The organism is Streptomyces sp. 3N207, assembly GCF_052246355.1.
Lineage (GTDB): Bacteria > Actinomycetota > Actinomycetes > Streptomycetales > Streptomycetaceae > Streptomyces.
Window position 1 is genome coordinate 84730 of record NZ_JBQQBV010000015.1, and the last position, 13346, is coordinate 98075.

Annotated in this window: 12 protein-coding genes; 6 read left to right on the top strand and 6 right to left on the bottom strand. The window is 72.3% G+C overall.

Going from position 1 to position 13346, the window contains the following annotated elements:
- The first annotated feature begins 30 nt into the window (after positions 1–30).
- Positions 31–1989, top strand: coding sequence for an isocitrate lyase/phosphoenolpyruvate mutase family protein (locus ACTWP9_RS23195; RefSeq protein WP_443248164.1), 1959 nt, complete (start codon positions 31–33; stop codon positions 1987–1989).
- Here ACTWP9_RS23195 and ACTWP9_RS23200 read toward each other — a convergent pair.
- On the bottom strand, positions 1932–3203 hold the full coding sequence (locus ACTWP9_RS23200) for a M20 family metallopeptidase (RefSeq protein ID WP_443248255.1): 1272 nt from the start codon (positions 3201–3203) through the stop codon (positions 1932–1934). The two genes, ACTWP9_RS23195 and ACTWP9_RS23200, sit on opposite strands and share 58 nt — an antisense overlap.
- 95 nt (positions 3204–3298) lie before the next feature.
- On the opposite strand from ACTWP9_RS23200, the gene ACTWP9_RS23205 reads away from it, so the two are divergent.
- Positions 3299–3895 (top strand): TetR/AcrR family transcriptional regulator, encoded by a 597-nt coding sequence (locus ACTWP9_RS23205; protein WP_443248165.1) that lies wholly within the window; start codon positions 3299–3301, stop codon positions 3893–3895.
- 277 nt (positions 3896–4172) lie between these two features.
- Positions 4173–5417 carry an MFS transporter gene (locus tag ACTWP9_RS23210; protein ID WP_443248166.1) on the top strand — a complete coding sequence of 415 codons (1245 nt, stop codon included), beginning with the start codon at positions 4173–4175 and terminating at the stop codon, positions 5415–5417.
- A gap of 119 nt (positions 5418–5536) precedes the next feature.
- On the opposite strand, the gene ACTWP9_RS23215 is transcribed toward ACTWP9_RS23210, so the two are convergent.
- The 3 genes from ACTWP9_RS23215 to ACTWP9_RS23225 all read right to left on the bottom strand — a co-directional run bounded on the left by ACTWP9_RS23215 (position 5537) and on the right by ACTWP9_RS23225 (position 9531).
- The gene (locus tag ACTWP9_RS23215) at positions 5537–7111 is read right to left on the bottom strand and encodes a PTS transporter subunit EIIC (RefSeq protein ID WP_443248167.1); all 1575 of its coding nucleotides are present in this window, start codon (positions 7109–7111) and stop codon (positions 5537–5539) included.
- Positions 7112–7187: 76 nt separating this feature from the next.
- Positions 7188–8255 (bottom strand): N-acetylmuramic acid 6-phosphate etherase, encoded by a 1068-nt coding sequence (gene murQ / locus ACTWP9_RS23220; protein WP_443248168.1) that lies wholly within the window; start codon positions 8253–8255, stop codon positions 7188–7190.
- Positions 8256–8469: 214 nt separating this feature from the next.
- On the bottom strand, positions 8470–9531 hold the full coding sequence (locus tag ACTWP9_RS23225; protein WP_443248169.1) for a MurR/RpiR family transcriptional regulator: 1062 nt from the start codon (positions 9529–9531) through the stop codon (positions 8470–8472).
- Between the two features lie 91 nt (positions 9532–9622).
- Here ACTWP9_RS23225 and ACTWP9_RS23230 point away from each other — a divergent pair, with 91 nt between their 5' ends.
- Complete coding sequence (locus ACTWP9_RS23230) at positions 9623–10045, top strand: hypothetical protein (protein ID WP_443248170.1); 423 nt, start codon at positions 9623–9625, stop codon at positions 10043–10045.
- Positions 10046–10061: 16 nt separating this feature from the next.
- Entirely contained in the window at positions 10062–10319 is a 258-nt protein-coding gene (locus ACTWP9_RS23235) for a DUF4031 domain-containing protein (RefSeq protein ID WP_443248171.1), read from the top strand.
- Positions 10320–10442: 123 nt separating this feature from the next.
- Here the strand turns inward: ACTWP9_RS23235 and ACTWP9_RS23240 are convergent, their stop codons facing one another.
- Together ACTWP9_RS23240 and ACTWP9_RS23245 are read right to left on the bottom strand one after the other, a co-directional pair.
- On the bottom strand, positions 10443–11726 hold the full coding sequence (locus ACTWP9_RS23240; protein WP_443248172.1) for a Cmx/CmrA family chloramphenicol efflux MFS transporter: 1284 nt from the start codon (positions 11724–11726) through the stop codon (positions 10443–10445).
- A 52-nt stretch (positions 11727–11778) separates the two neighbouring features.
- Entirely contained in the window at positions 11779–12555 is a 777-nt protein-coding gene (locus ACTWP9_RS23245; RefSeq protein WP_443248173.1) for an HD domain-containing protein, read from the bottom strand.
- A gap of 67 nt (positions 12556–12622) precedes the next feature.
- On the opposite strand from ACTWP9_RS23245, the gene ACTWP9_RS23250 reads away from it, so the two are divergent.
- A complete protein-coding gene (locus ACTWP9_RS23250) occupies positions 12623–13327 on the top strand; it encodes a copper homeostasis protein CutC (protein WP_443248174.1) in 705 nt (234 codons plus the stop codon).
- The last annotated feature ends 19 nt before the right edge of the window (positions 13328–13346 follow it).

A 13346-nucleotide genomic window follows, 5' to 3' on the forward strand; every position in this document is an offset into this window, starting at 1 on the left:
CCGAAGAGTTCCGGTCCTAGCGTTCGGCGCATGTCGCGAACCGTGCACGAGCTGGACCGGACCGAGGACGTACGAGCGGCGCTGGCCAACCCGCACCTGGTGCCGGAGCTGCCGCCCGCGGCCGAGGCGTGGGACCCCCTCCCCGAGCGAAGCGAGAGCTTGGGGGAGGGTGCTTCGATGGCCTGGCTGCGGGCGACGGTGCCCCGGTTCAGCTCCGGGGAGACGCATGCGCGGCGCCGAGCGTTGGTGGAGGCCGAGTTGCGCCGCGTCGATCCGGCGGAGCTGCGGCGGGCGGTGGCCTCGCGGCCGGGGGCAGCTGAAACCGACGTACGGATCCGGGTGGTCGCCACCCTCGCTGAGGCGCTGGGGCTCCGGGAACCGGACGCTGTGGCGGAGGCCGTCACGGTGGTGGCGGGGACCTACTTCGGCGGTACGGACCCCGCCGCCGATGCGGCGGTGGCCGAGCTGGTGGGACTGGTGCTGGGAAAGGAGAGTGCCGGGAAGGAGGGCGCCGGGAAAGAGGACGAGATGGAGGTGGCCGCAGGTCTGATCTGCCTCCTTGTGCAGGCGTGCGACGCCACAGCCGCGCTGGTGCGGCACGCGACCCCCGCGGGCGGCGTGAGCGCCGGGGGCGCAGTGGGTCCCGCGGAAGCTGTTCGGGCCGGTGCGGCTGGTGCGGCTGGTGCGACTGGGGGTGCCGATGCCGCTGCGGGTGTCGGTGCCGGTGCCGCCGTCGGCGTTGATACCGCTGAGGGCGCCGGTACGGCCGTTGCCGCCCCGCGCGTCGGTGCCACCGCGAGCCCTGATGCCACCGGGGGCGCCGATGGCGCCCCGCGTGCCGTTACCGCCCCCCGCGCCGATACCGCACCGCGTGCCGATGGTGGCGTGTGCGGTGTTGGGGGTCCGTTGGTGGAGGAGGTGTTGGGGGAGACGTTGCGTTGGGATCCGCCGGTCCGTGTGCTGCGTCGTGTTGCCGTATGTGACACCCGTGTTGGGGGGCGGGAGATCGCGGAGGGTGAGGTGGTTGTGCTGGGTATCGCCGGGGCGGGTCATGGCGAGGCCGGGGGGTCACTGGCGTTCGGGGCTCCGCCGCGGGAGTGTCCGGGGAGGGAGCATGCGCTGGCTCTGGCGGCGGGCATCCTGGCGCCCGGTCCGCGTACTTCCTTCGCGCGGCTGCATCACCGGGACACGCCGCTGCTGCTGCCCAACGCGTGGGATTACGCGTCGGCGGCGGCGCTGGTTGCCGACGGTTTCGAGGCGGTGGGCACCACCAGCCTCGGCGTTGCCGCGGCGGCGGGGTTGCCGGACGGTGTGGCCGTCACCGCGGAAGCCACGCTGGCTCTGGCACGGCAACTCGGCGGCGGGCACTTCCTGTTCACCGTCGACGCCGAAGGGGGGTTCAGCGACGACCCCGCGCAGGTGGCGGAGCTGGCCCGGCAGTTGCGGGCCGCGGGTGCCGCCGGGCTCAACATCGAGGACGGTCGTGGCGACGGCACGCTCGCCCCCGCAGAGCTGCACGCGGCGAAGATCGCGGCGGTCAAGGCGGCGGTGCCGGAGCTGTTCGTCAACGCGCGTACCGATACGTACTGGCTGGGCTGTCGGCAGGACGAGACCGAGGCTCGCCTCATGGCGTATCAACGGGCGGGAGCCGACGCGGTGTTCGTGCCCGGGCTGTCCGACCGTACCCGGATAGGTGCGTTGACCGCTCGTCTCGATGTACCGCTGAACATCCTGTACACCCCCGACGGTCCCGGCCTGGCGGAGCTCGCTGCGCTGGGTGTACGCCGGGTCAGCCTCGGCTCGCTGCTCTACCGCACGGCGCTGGGCGCGGCCGTGGCGGCGGCCCGAGCCGTCCGGGACGGTCGGCACCCGGCGGGCGGCGGCAGCACTCCCTCCTACGCGGAGGTGCAGACGCTGAGCTCGGGCGCGGATCAGGACCGGCGGTCCGACCGGCGGTCCGACTGGCGGTCCGACCAGCGGTCCGGCTGAAGGAGGTTGAGCACGGCTTGCCGGTAGACGGCGTGGACCCGGGGCAGTTCGGCGAGGTGAGCGCGCTCGTCGATGCCGTGCAGCCCCTCGTACGGCACGCCGAAACCGGCGGTTGCCGGGATGCCCTCGCCCGCCAGCAGGTTGCCGATGTTGGACGGCCCCGAGATCTTCGGCCGTACGGCGAGTCCGGCGTCGGCGGCGGCGTGCAGCAGCGCGCGGGCGGGCTGCTCGTCCTCAGCCAGGCGGAAGGACGGCCAGGAGGCGACGGGGGTGATGTCGGTCGGCCGAGGGGCGGGCAGTTCCGTGTCGAGCCGGGCGACGGCGTTGCGGACCAGGGTTTCCGCGTCGTGGGCTGCGAAGCCGGGGGTGGTACGGACATCGACGTTCAGTTCGCACAGGTCAGGGGTGACGGAGAAGCCCTGGCCGCCGTGGAGGGCGGTCACCGAGAGCTTCGGCGGCAGCGGGAAGGCTGAGTCGGCATCTGCGGCAGGCAGTTCGGCCGCGTCGAGAAGGCGTACGAGGTGGGCGGCGCGGGAGATCGCCCCGACCACCGTCCGGCGCGATCCCGAGTGCCCGGAGGTGCCGTGCACGGCGAGAGTGGCCCGCCACAGGCCCCGGCCCCCGACTACGACGTCGTCCGTTCCCGGGTAGCCGATCAGCACCCCGGCGGGGCGGGCCGCGGCGGGGTCGGCGAGGTAGGCGCGGGCACCGCCGAAGCGGCCGGTGTGTTCGTCGACGTCCAGCAGTACGGCCAGCCCGCCGTGCAGGGCGTCGGCACGGGGCTTCAGCTCGGCCGCGATGTGGCAGAACATCGCCGCGGCCAGCTTGGAGTCGGCCGCGCCGCGCCCCAGCAGCCGGCCGTCGGCGATATCGCCGCAGGCCGGCGGGAAGGACCAGGCGGCCTCGTCGCCGTACGGGGCGGTGTCCACACAGGCGTCCAGCGTCCACCACCTGCCCGGTCGGCCCCCGGGGAGTTCCACGAGCAGTCCTACGGGCTCGCGGGCGTTGCCGGCGTCGTCGTACAGGCGGCGGTGCGGCAGGGCGTGGGCGGAAAGCCATTCCTCCAGTACGGCGAGGACGGGCCCGTAATCATCGATCCCGGCCCGGCTGGGACGCCGGATCAGCTCCTGGGCGAGCCGCACCACGGATGCCACACGGGCCTCCGCGACCTCCCCGGCCTCCGCGACCTCCCCGGCCTCCGCCACCTGTTCCATCTGTTCCGGCTGCCGAAAGTTCTCCCTCATGCGCACATGGTGGCCCCGGCGGAGTATTAGAACGAGGAGTCCATAACTGTGCTAACGTGCTGCGCATGGCCCGGCCACGACTGTTCGACGAGGAGCGGGCCCTGGACGCGGCGATGCGGGCGTTCTGGGAGAAGGGGTACGAAGCCACTTCCACCCAGGATCTGTGCGAGGCGACCGGTCTGGGGCGCAGCAGCATCTACAACACCTTCAGCAGCAAACACGACCTGTTCCGACGGGCGTTGGTGCGGTACATCGACACCATGACCGCGCTCCAGCTGGAGATTCTGGAGGACGCAGAGCGGCCTCCGCTGGAGCGGATCGGGGCGCTGTTCGAGCGGGTCGTCGAGCAGGAGTTCACGGAGCGGCCGGAGGGGAGGAGTATCGGCTGTCTGTCCGTCAACGCCACCGTGGAGCTGGCGGCGCGGGACCCGGAGGTCGACCGGGTGCTGGCCCGGGATCTGCGGAAGCGGCTCGACGCGCTGCGGGCCGTCGTCGAGACGGGGCAGCGGGCCGGTGAGATCGCGTCCGACCGCGACCCGGAGGCGCTCGCCCGCTTCGTGAACGCCGTCATCGGTGGTATGCGAGTCTCCGCGCAGGGCGGCGCCGACCGCCCGTCGCTGGAGGGGATCGCCGCCACGGCGGTGGACGCGCTCAGGCGCTGAGCGACACAGCGCACCGAACCGCAGTCGCGCCACCACACGTCCAACCGCAGTCGCGCCACGACACGTCCAACCGCAGTCGTGCGACAACACGCCGTGCAGTCGCGCCACAACACATCGAACCGCAGCAAGCCGCGCCAGGGTGCGCCGCAGGGGCTGGCGGCTGGAGGTTGCCTGCTCCTGTGGCTCTCTTCTGGGCAAGTTTTGTACTGATCCATCCATAACGATCCATCCATCACCAGCGGTGGGCGAACCACCGGACGTACTCGGGGAGTCACGGATGCCACTGACCGTCTATCTCATGGCCGCGGGGATCTTCTCCATGGTCACCAGCGAGTTCCTGGTCGCGGGGCTGATGCCGCAGATCGGGGACGGGCTGGATGTCACCGTCTCGCAGGTCGGCTACCTCGTCACCGCCTTTGCCGCCGCGATGACCGTCGGGGGCCCGTTCCTCGCCGCGGGGGTGCTCCGGTTGCGGCCCAAGCCGGCGCTGTTGCTGTTGTTCGGAATCTTCCTGGCCGGCAACGTGCTGGCCGCCGTCGCCTCCAGCTACGCGGTGATGCTCGTCGCGCGGATCGTCACCGGCACCGCGTCCGCCGCGTTCCTGGGGGCGGCGATCTCGCTCAGCGTACGGCTGGTCCGGCCCGAACTGGCCGGGCGCGCGGTGTCCGTGGCGCTCAACGGGCTGATGCTCGGCACACTGCTCGGACTGCCGATCTCCACCTTCATCGGCGAACGGTACGGCTGGCGCAGCGCGTTCTGGGCCGTCACCGCCATGACCGTGCTTGCCGCCGTGGCCACGCTGGTGTGGGCGCCGCGGGTGGAACGGCAGGAGAGCGGCGGCAGCGGCGCGGGCGGCGGTCTCCGCCAGGAGTTGGGCGTCTTCCGTAATCCGAAGCTGTGGCTGGTGCTGTCCACCAGCACGCTGGTGATCGGCGCGACGTTCTCGGCGTTCAGCTACTTCAACCCGATCCTGACCGAGATCTCCGGCTTCTCGGTCGGAAGCGTGCCGCTGCTGCTCGTCGCCTACGGCGCCGCCAACCTGGTCGGCAATGTGATCGTCGGCCGCCTCGCCGACCGGTACACCATCCCGGTCCTGCTGACCGGGCTGATCAGCAACGGCATCTTCCTCGCCGCCTTCGCGCTGCTGGCCGACGTGCCCGTCGCCGCCCTTGTCTTCATGCTGGCCATCGGACTGGTCGGCATCACCATGAACCCGGCGATGGCCGCCCGCGTCCAGCGCGCGGGCAACACCGGCCCCCTGGTCAACACCGTCCACTCCTCCTTCATCACCCTCGGAATCATCATCGGCTCAGCCCTCGGCGGCCTCGCCATCCCGCACTTCGGCCTGATCTCGCCGGTATGGATCGGCGTGGGAATGGCCGCCCTGGGCGTCGTCACACTGCTGCCGGACCTGCGACGCAGCCGCCCCTCGTCGCGGGTGGCCGCCGAACGGCCGGTAGCGGCTTCTGTTGCAGGAGGAGCGGACGAGGACGCGAACCGCCCTGCGGCGAAGGTCGGTTGAGGCTCCAGCGAGGGCTTGTGCGGCCGAAGGCCCCAGCGCGCTGGGGCCTTCGGGGCTGCGTCGGACATACGGGTTCGGTCATACGGGTTCGGTCATACGGGTCAGTCACACGGCTTCGGTCATACGAGTGAGCCGGGGCCGCCCGCGGGGGCCGGAGCCGGGTCGGGGCTGGGCTTCCCGGACGGCGGGGGCTCGGGGGAGGGGCCCTCGGGGGCGGGGGTTTCACCCTTCGCCGGCGCGTTCAGCTCATTCAGCATCTGCTTGCTGAAGCCGAAGAAGTAGGTGGCCACGAAGCCGACCAGATAGCCCGCGGCCAGGCCGAGGGCGTAGATGGCGGCAATGGCGCCCAGCCCGTGATTGCCCTTGAGGAGGGGGAAGAGGGCCCAGCCGGAGGGGCCGATGGCGGTCGAGCCGACCGAGGTGCCCAACTGGTAGAAGAGGCCCACGACCCCGCCGCCGAAGGCACCGCCCACGCACGCCGTGATGAAGGGGCGGCCCAGCGGCAGCGAGACGCCGTAGATCAGCGGTTCGCCCACACCCAGGAAGCCCGCAGGGAGCGCGGAGCGGATGGTCTTGCGGATCGAGGTGTTGCGGCGCAGCCGCAGATAGATGGCGACTGCCGCGCCGACCTGGCCTGCACCCGCCATCGCGAGGATGGGCAGCAGCACGGTGTAGCCGCTCTGCTCGATCAGCGTGGTGTGGATGGGGATGAGCGCCTGGTGCAGCCCCAGCATCACCAACGGCAGGAACAGCCCACCCAGTACGAACCCGGCCGCCGCGCCGCCGTGCTGGAGCAGCCAGTCGGCGAGATGCCCGATGCCGGTGGCGATCTCGCCGCACACGTACATCAGCCCGAACAGCGTGACCAGCCCCGCGACCAGCACCGTCACTGTGGGCGTGATCAGTACGTCGACGGCGGACGGTACGAAGCGGCGGCACGCCTTCTCCACGTACACCGCCAACACGGCCGCAAGCAGCGCGCCCAGCACACCGCCCTGCCCGGGGGCCAGTTTCTGGCCGAACGCCGTCACGTCCGCGACCCCGGGGAAGACGATGACGGCAGCGGCAGCACCTCCCAGCACCGGCGTTCCGCCGAACTCCCGGGCGGTGTTCAGCCCGACGAAGACGGCGATCAGCGACATGAAACCGTTGGCGATCGCCGTCAGCGCCGGGGTGAGGGCCGGGAGCCAGCCCGCGTTGGTGAACAGGCCGTTGAGGCCCGCGACGATGCCGCAGCCGATCAGCGCGGGAATGAGCGGTACGAAGATGTTGGCGATACGGCGCAGCAGCAGCTTCACCGGCGTCGCGTTCTTCTCCTTACGTGCTGCGCGGATCGCCGCTCCCTCGGCCGCCAGGTCGTCGGCCGACTTGGCGGCGGTGGGGGCTTCCTCCGCCGACACCGGGCCCGGTGCCGCCTGGACCAGCGCTTCGAACTCCGGCGTGATCCGGGCGACCTTCCCCGGGCCGAGCACGATCTGGTACGTGTCGTCCTCCACCACGCCCATCACGCCCGGCAGGGCCTTGAGGGGCTCGTCCTGGACGAGGGAGCGGTCGGCCAGGCCGAGCCGCATGCGGGTCATGCAGTGGCTGACGGAGGTGACGTTCGCGGCGCCGCCCACCAGGGGAAGGATCGCCTCGGCGAGCTGTCTGTTCGGGTTGCCCTCAGGGCTTTCTTTGGTGCTGTCTGTGCTCATGGTGCAGTCGCTCTTCTTCGAGTGGTGCCATGGTGCGGACGGTTGAGGGGTTGCTGTGGGGTCGGTCGGGCGTGCTTCACGCCTCGTCGGCGGCGGACCGCAGTGCCGCGCGCAGGTGGCCGTGCGAGGCGGCGAGCAGCCGCTCCGCCGTCGGGCCGTCGACGCCGCCGAGAACGGTGAGGATCGCCGCCTTGACCTCGCCGTCCGTGGCCGCCAGCGCCGCCTCGATCTCCTCGTCCGGCGCGCCGGTGGCCAGCGAGACGATGCGCCGCGAGCGCGCCCGCAGCTTCTCGTTCGAGGCGCGTACGTCCACCATCAGGTTTCCGTAGGTCTTGCCGAGCCGGATCATCGTGATGGTGGAGAGCATGTTGAGCACGAGCTTCTGCGCCGTGCCCGCCTTGAGCCGGGTGGAGCCGGTCAGCAGCTCAGGCCCGACGACGACCTCGATGCCGTGCTCCGCGGCCGCGCCGAGCGCCGAGCCCTCGTTGCAGGCCAGCCCCACCGTGAGTGCCCCGCGGGAGCGCGCGTACTCGACGGCGCCGACGGCGAAGGGCGTACGGCCGGACGCGGAGATGCCGACCACCGTGTCGTCCGCCGCGAGGTCGAGCGCCGTCAGGTCGGCCACTGCCGCCTCGGCGCTGTCCTCGGCGCCCTCGACCGAGTCCACCATGGCGTCGGGGCCGCCCGCGATCACCCCGGTGACCTGGCCGGGAGCCGTGTTGAAGGTGGGCGGGCACTCGCTGGCGTCCAGCACCCCCAGCCGGCCGGCCGTGCCGGCGCCCGCGTAGAGGAGCCGGCCGCCCCGGGCCATCCGCTCCGCGATGGCGTCGATCGCGGCGGCGATCGCGGGCAGCTGCGCGGCGACGGCCGTGGGCACGGTGCTGTCCTCGCCGTTCATGATCTTCGCGATCTCCAGCGTGGGCAGCTGGTCGATCTCGGCCAGCTCGCTGCGGAACGCCTCGGTGGTGAGCGTGTCCAACTGCTGGCGCAGCTCGTCGTAACGGGAGGGCCCGGAGTCCGGATCGAGGCGGTCGGCGGACCGCGCGCCGGCCGACCGGGAGGCCGCCGACTTCGGCGCAGCGCCCTGCGCGGTGGCGGGCTGCCCGGTGCCGGACTGTGAGGTGGTCGTCTGTGAGGTGGTCATCGAGGCGCAGCTTTCTGTGGCTCGGGGCGGCGGGGTCCGGTGGGCCTGGCGGCGGGCGCGTGGGCCCGTCGGGGGACGCGGTGCGGGTCGGCGGGAACCTCAGCGGTGCGTGGCTGTCGGCGGAAAACCTCAGCGGCACGCGGCTGTCGGCGGAACCTCAGCGGTACGCAGCCGTCGGCGGAAGCCGCAACGGTGCGTGGCTGTCGGCGGGGCCTCAGCGGGTGCGCGGGCGGGGGGAGTGGCGGTGCGCCAGCGCCTCGTACGAAGCGGAGAGCGCGGGCGCCGCCGTTTCGTATGTGCGCTGGGCCACCCCTATGAACAGGCAGTCGACCACGAGCAGCTGACTGGTCCTGCTGGACATCGCCGCCGGGCGCAGCTCGCTCTCCCGCGCCGTGGAGGTCGTCAGCACGTGGTCGGCGTACTGGGCGACCTCGCCGTCCGGGCGGCCCGTGATCGCGATGGTCGTCGCGCCCCGGTCGAAGGCGACCCGCAGCGGCTCGATGACATCCACCGTCCGACCCGAATGGGTGATGGCGAGCGCGACATCGCCCGCCCGCATCTGGACGGCGTTGGTGACGGCCAGATGGGGGTCCACATGGCTGTGCGCCACCATGCCGATGCGCAGCAGCTTCTGCGCCAGGTCCTGGCTGACGAGCCCGGAGGCACCGACCCCGTACACATCGATCCGGCGGGCCGTGGCCATCGCCGCGACCGCGGCCTCGACCTGTGCGACATCGAGCGCTGCCGCGGTGTCGGCGAGGGTCTGCTGCTCGTCGAGCGCCAGCTTGGCGACGACATCGGCGATCGGATCGTCGACCACGATGTCGGCGGTCACGGCCGGAGCCGCGCCCGACTCCTGCTGCGCCGCGAGCCCGGCGAGGGCGAGCCGCAGATCGCGGTAGCCCGGATAGCCGAGCAGCCGGGAGGTGCGGACGACGGTGGCCTCGCTGGTGCCCGTGCGCTCGGCGAGCCCCGTGACGGTGAGCTGGGCACATCCCGCGGGGTCGTTCGCGACGGCTTCGGCGACGCGCTGCATCGAGCGCGTCATCGACGGTGCCATCGTGCGGACCTTGGCCGCGAGCGCGGTGGGGCCCGGGCGGTTGGCGGGGGTTGCGGAGGGGGCGCCGCTGCCGGATTCACGTGCGCCGCTGCCGCTCTGGCGCGGGCCGTTGCGGGCCGTTTCGCCCGCGCTGCGGGGGGCCGGAGGCTGCGTGCCCGGCCCTGCCGTTCCGCGTCCCGGGTGGAAGGCGAAATTTTCCTTCAGATCACTGCTCACGGGTGGAAGATATTTTCGAATCGGTCCTTCGTCAATGCCCGACGCGGCGCGAGCTGTGATCGTTTCGGGTCCGCAGTGGTGCAATGGAGGTATGGAACCGAAGGAATCCGCATCGGACTCGGGTCCCCCCGAAAAGGGCCCCCACGGCGAGGGCCGGCAGAACGCGCTGGAGCGGGCGCTGCACGCGGCCCGCGCACTGATCCTCGCCGACTTGGAGGCGAGCGATGTCGCGCGCGCCGACATCGTCTCGCTCGTCGAGGAAGCGGTCACCCACCGCCGCTGGTGGGTCGGCCAGTGGCCGGAGGGCGTGGCCTTCGTCGACGGCCTGGTGGCGCAGGACGTGCAGGACGCGCTGCTCGAACGGTACGGGCGCTGGCCCGTCTGTCCCGTATGCGTCGGCCCCGATTTCCACGCACTCGACGTCGAACCCGAGCTCGGCGAGGAGCCGCACTGGGTCTGCGGCAAGACCTCGACGGTGGTGGCCCGGGTGGGTTACCTGGGCGGCAAGCTGTGAGCCCGGGGTCCACGGGGTGACCGTCTATATCGACCCGCCGATCTGGCCGGGGCACGGCCGCATGTGGTCACACCTGGTGAGCGACGTCTCGTACGAGGAACTCCACGCGTTCGCGGCGCTCATCGGCTCCCCGCCGCGCGCCTTCGACGGGGACCACTACGACGTGCCCTCGACGCTGTACGACACCGCGGTGCGCGCCGGAGCAGTCCCGGTCGGCTCCAAGGAACTTCTGCGCCGCCTCACGTCTGCGGGCCTCCGCCGCCGAAAGCGCTGATGCGCCCCGAAGGGGGCGCGCCCCGAAGGGGCGCGGGGAACTGCGCGCTCAGCCACCGGCCAGCCGCGGTGGGCCGACGGCATCAGCCCCTACGGCGGGTTGCGCCAGGGCGGGCACCGCCGGTCACGTCTCGTATGGTGCGCGCCGCTGCGGCGGAGAAGAGGGCGGCGCGGCGGGCAGCGAGGGCTCAACCATGGACCCGGCGACGACCCGCGACCGCGCATGCACGCGGGAGGAGACGGCCGTCATCAGCACCGCGCCCGCTGCCATGACCGCGCCGACCCAGGCCACCGCCGCGTATCCCCACCCGGCGGAGATGGCCAGGCCGCCGAGCCAGGGGCCCACCGTGTTGCCGATGTTGAACGAGGCTGTGGCCGTGGCCCCCGCGAGGGTGGGGGCCGCGTCGGCGGCGCTGAACATCCGGGCATTCAGCGCGGGCCCCGTCGTGAAGGCCGTGACGCCGAGCATCAGCGCCAGCGCAATCGCCACCCAGCGGTACTCGGCGAGCAGCGCCAGCAGGGCCAGCACGGTGGTCGACGCCGCGATGCCGCCGTACATCGTGCCGAACAGATGTGCGTCCGCGATCCGCCCGCCGATCACCGTGCCGATCAGCCCGCCGAGCCCGAACAGCGCGAGCACGCTGGGCACCCAGCTCTCCGGCAGCCCGGCCACATCGGTGAGCAGCGGTGCGAGGTAGGAGAAGAGCGCGAAGACGGCGCCCGCGTTCAGCGCGATGGTCAGCAGCGCGAGCCACACCTGCTTGTCGCGGTAGATCCGCAGCTCACGCCGGAGTTTGGGCGCGTCGGCACCCGTCGGCACCGCAGTGCGCGGCACCAGCGCCAGCACCCCGACCAGCCCGACGGCCGCCAGCGCGGCGACCGCCCAGAACGCCGAGCGCCACCCGGCCTGCTGCCCCAGGAACGAACCTGCCGGAACACCCGCGACATTGGCGATGCTCAGCCCGCCCAGCATGATCGCCATGGCGCGGGCCCGCGCGTTCTCCGGCACCAGCGAGACGGCGACCGCGGCACCTACCGCCCAGAACCCGGCGCAGGCCAGCGCGCTCACCACCCGGGAGACGAACAGCACCTCGTAGGTGGGCGCGAGCGCCCCCGCGACCTGCCCCAGCATGAACGCGGCCAGCAGCGCGATCAGCGTCGTACGGCGCGGTAGCTTCAACGTCGCCGCCGCCAGCACCGGCGCCCCGACCACCATCCCCACCGCGAACGCCGACACCAAAAGCCCTGCCTTCGGGATCGAAACGCCCAGATCCCGGGCCAACGGCTGAAGAATCCCCGAAAGCATGAACTCCGAGGTCCCCAGCGCGAAGACGGAGAGCCCCAACACATAGACCGAAACCGGAACACGAGCGGAAGCCGCCCCACCCCGTACGAGATCGCCAGGCATGCCCCCTCAACCGGTGGTGCCACCTGCGCATTCCCGGTCGCCGGCCCGGGTTTCACGCCTGGAGCAGTTGCAGCTCCGTCGTCAGGTTGTGGCGGGCGGTGGGTTCCCAGTGGGTGCGGCCGTAGGGGGTGCGGAAGAGATGGGGGAGGCCGAGGAGTTGGCGGAGGACGGTGGCGCGGCCCGCGCGGAAGGCGGCGTCGGGGACGAAGGCGTACTCCTGGCGGACCTCGGCGGCGTAGTGCGCGTAACTCTCGGGGGAGCCGGCCAGGACGGCGAGGTCCGCGTCGCAGAGCAGTTCACCGTTCAGATCGCCGGAGGCGGGATCATGGCTGGTCGTGAGGCGGACGAGGCGGGCGACCTCGGCGGTACGCGCCTGAGGCACCCCCGCCTCGGGCAGCGCGCGTTCGGCGAGCCGGGCGCTGCGCTCCTCGTTCTCGCTGCGATCGGGACGGTAGACGGCGTCATGGAACCAGGCGGCGAGGCGTACGGCGTCCAGGTCCGCACCCGGGAGGGGGCCGGGAACAGTGCTCGCGGTGGTGGGCTCCTGCCCCTGCCCCGCGGAGGAGAGGGAGGAGGCGGGGGAGAGCTGCGCGGCGAGTTCGTCGACGCGGTCGAGCACGGCGCGCAGGTGGGGCGTGGCGTGGTAGCGGCGGTGGGGCTCGGCCCAGCGGCCGAGAAGCTCCTCGCCGTACGGTGCGGGGTCGGGACCCTCGGCGCCGCCGCGGGCGCTGACCAGCAGCGCGTTCCAGCGTTGGAGCAGCGCGCGGTGCATGCCGTCCGCCGAACTGTTCCCGGCCCGGTCGCCGTCTGGGGGGTCTGTTGTCGACATCGGGCAATTGTCGTCCGAAGGGAGCGCCGTCTTCCAGCGCACTCCGCCGTATGGCAATCTGTTCAGCATGTCTAGACCAATTCTCGAGGTGGTTGCGCTCAGCGCGGAAGACGCCGCTGCCGCGGAGGCCGGAGGAGCGGACCGCCTTGAGGTGGTCACCGACATGGCCGCCGACGGGCTCTCCCCGTCCCTGGAGACCTTCACCGCCGTCCGGGAGGCCGTCGGCATCCCCCTTCGGGTGATGCTGCGGCTCGCCGACGGCTTCAGCGCCGGGGGCGACGCCGGGATCGAGGAACTGTGCGCCCGGGCCGACGCGCTGCGTACGGCGGGCGCCGAGGAGTTCGTCCTCGGCTTCCTCGACGACGCCGGGCAAGCTGACCTGCGTGCGGTCGAGGCGGTGACGGCCGTCGTCCCCGGCTGCCGGTGGACATTCCACCGCGCCCTCGACCGCGCCGCCGACCGTGATGCCCTCCGCAAGCAGCTCGCCGACATGCCCGGTCTCGACACGTATCTCACCGCCGGCTCCCCGGACGGCGTCGCCGAGGGGTACCCGACGCTGCTCGCCGAAGCCGCCCGCGGCGCGGCGCACGAGCCCGGTTACGGCCCCCGGCTGCTGGTCGGCGGCGGCCTGACCCTCGCTCACGTCCCCGGCCTGCGCCGGGCCGGTATCGACGCCTTCCACATCGGCAGCGCGGCCCGCCCCGAGGGCTGGGCGGCCCCGGTCGACCCGGCAGCTGTGCAGACCTGGCGCCAAGCCCTCGACGGCGACTGAGAAGGGCCCGACCGGAGCG

Coding starts and splice junctions, on each gene's coding strand:
- ACTWP9_RS23195 (WP_443248164.1), top strand. CDS start 31: ATGTCGCGAACCGTGCACGAGCTGGACCGGACCGAGGACGTACGAGCG.
- ACTWP9_RS23200 (WP_443248255.1), bottom strand. CDS start 3,203: ATGGAACAGGTGGCGGAGGCCGGGGAGGTCGCGGAGGCCGGGGAGGTC.
- ACTWP9_RS23205 (WP_443248165.1), top strand. CDS start 3,299: ATGGCCCGGCCACGACTGTTCGACGAGGAGCGGGCCCTGGACGCGGCG.
- ACTWP9_RS23210 (WP_443248166.1), top strand. CDS start 4,173: ATGCCACTGACCGTCTATCTCATGGCCGCGGGGATCTTCTCCATGGTC.
- ACTWP9_RS23215 (WP_443248167.1), bottom strand. CDS start 7,111: ATGAGCACAGACAGCACCAAAGAAAGCCCTGAGGGCAACCCGAACAGA.
- murQ (WP_443248168.1), bottom strand. CDS start 8,255: ATGACCACCTCACAGACGACCACCTCACAGTCCGGCACCGGGCAGCCC.
- ACTWP9_RS23230 (WP_443248170.1), top strand. CDS start 9,623: ATGGAACCGAAGGAATCCGCATCGGACTCGGGTCCCCCCGAAAAGGGC.
- ACTWP9_RS23240 (WP_443248172.1), bottom strand. CDS start 11,726: ATGCCTGGCGATCTCGTACGGGGTGGGGCGGCTTCCGCTCGTGTTCCG.
- ACTWP9_RS23245 (WP_443248173.1), bottom strand. CDS start 12,555: ATGTCGACAACAGACCCCCCAGACGGCGACCGGGCCGGGAACAGTTCG.
- ACTWP9_RS23250 (WP_443248174.1), top strand. CDS start 12,623: ATGTCTAGACCAATTCTCGAGGTGGTTGCGCTCAGCGCGGAAGACGCC.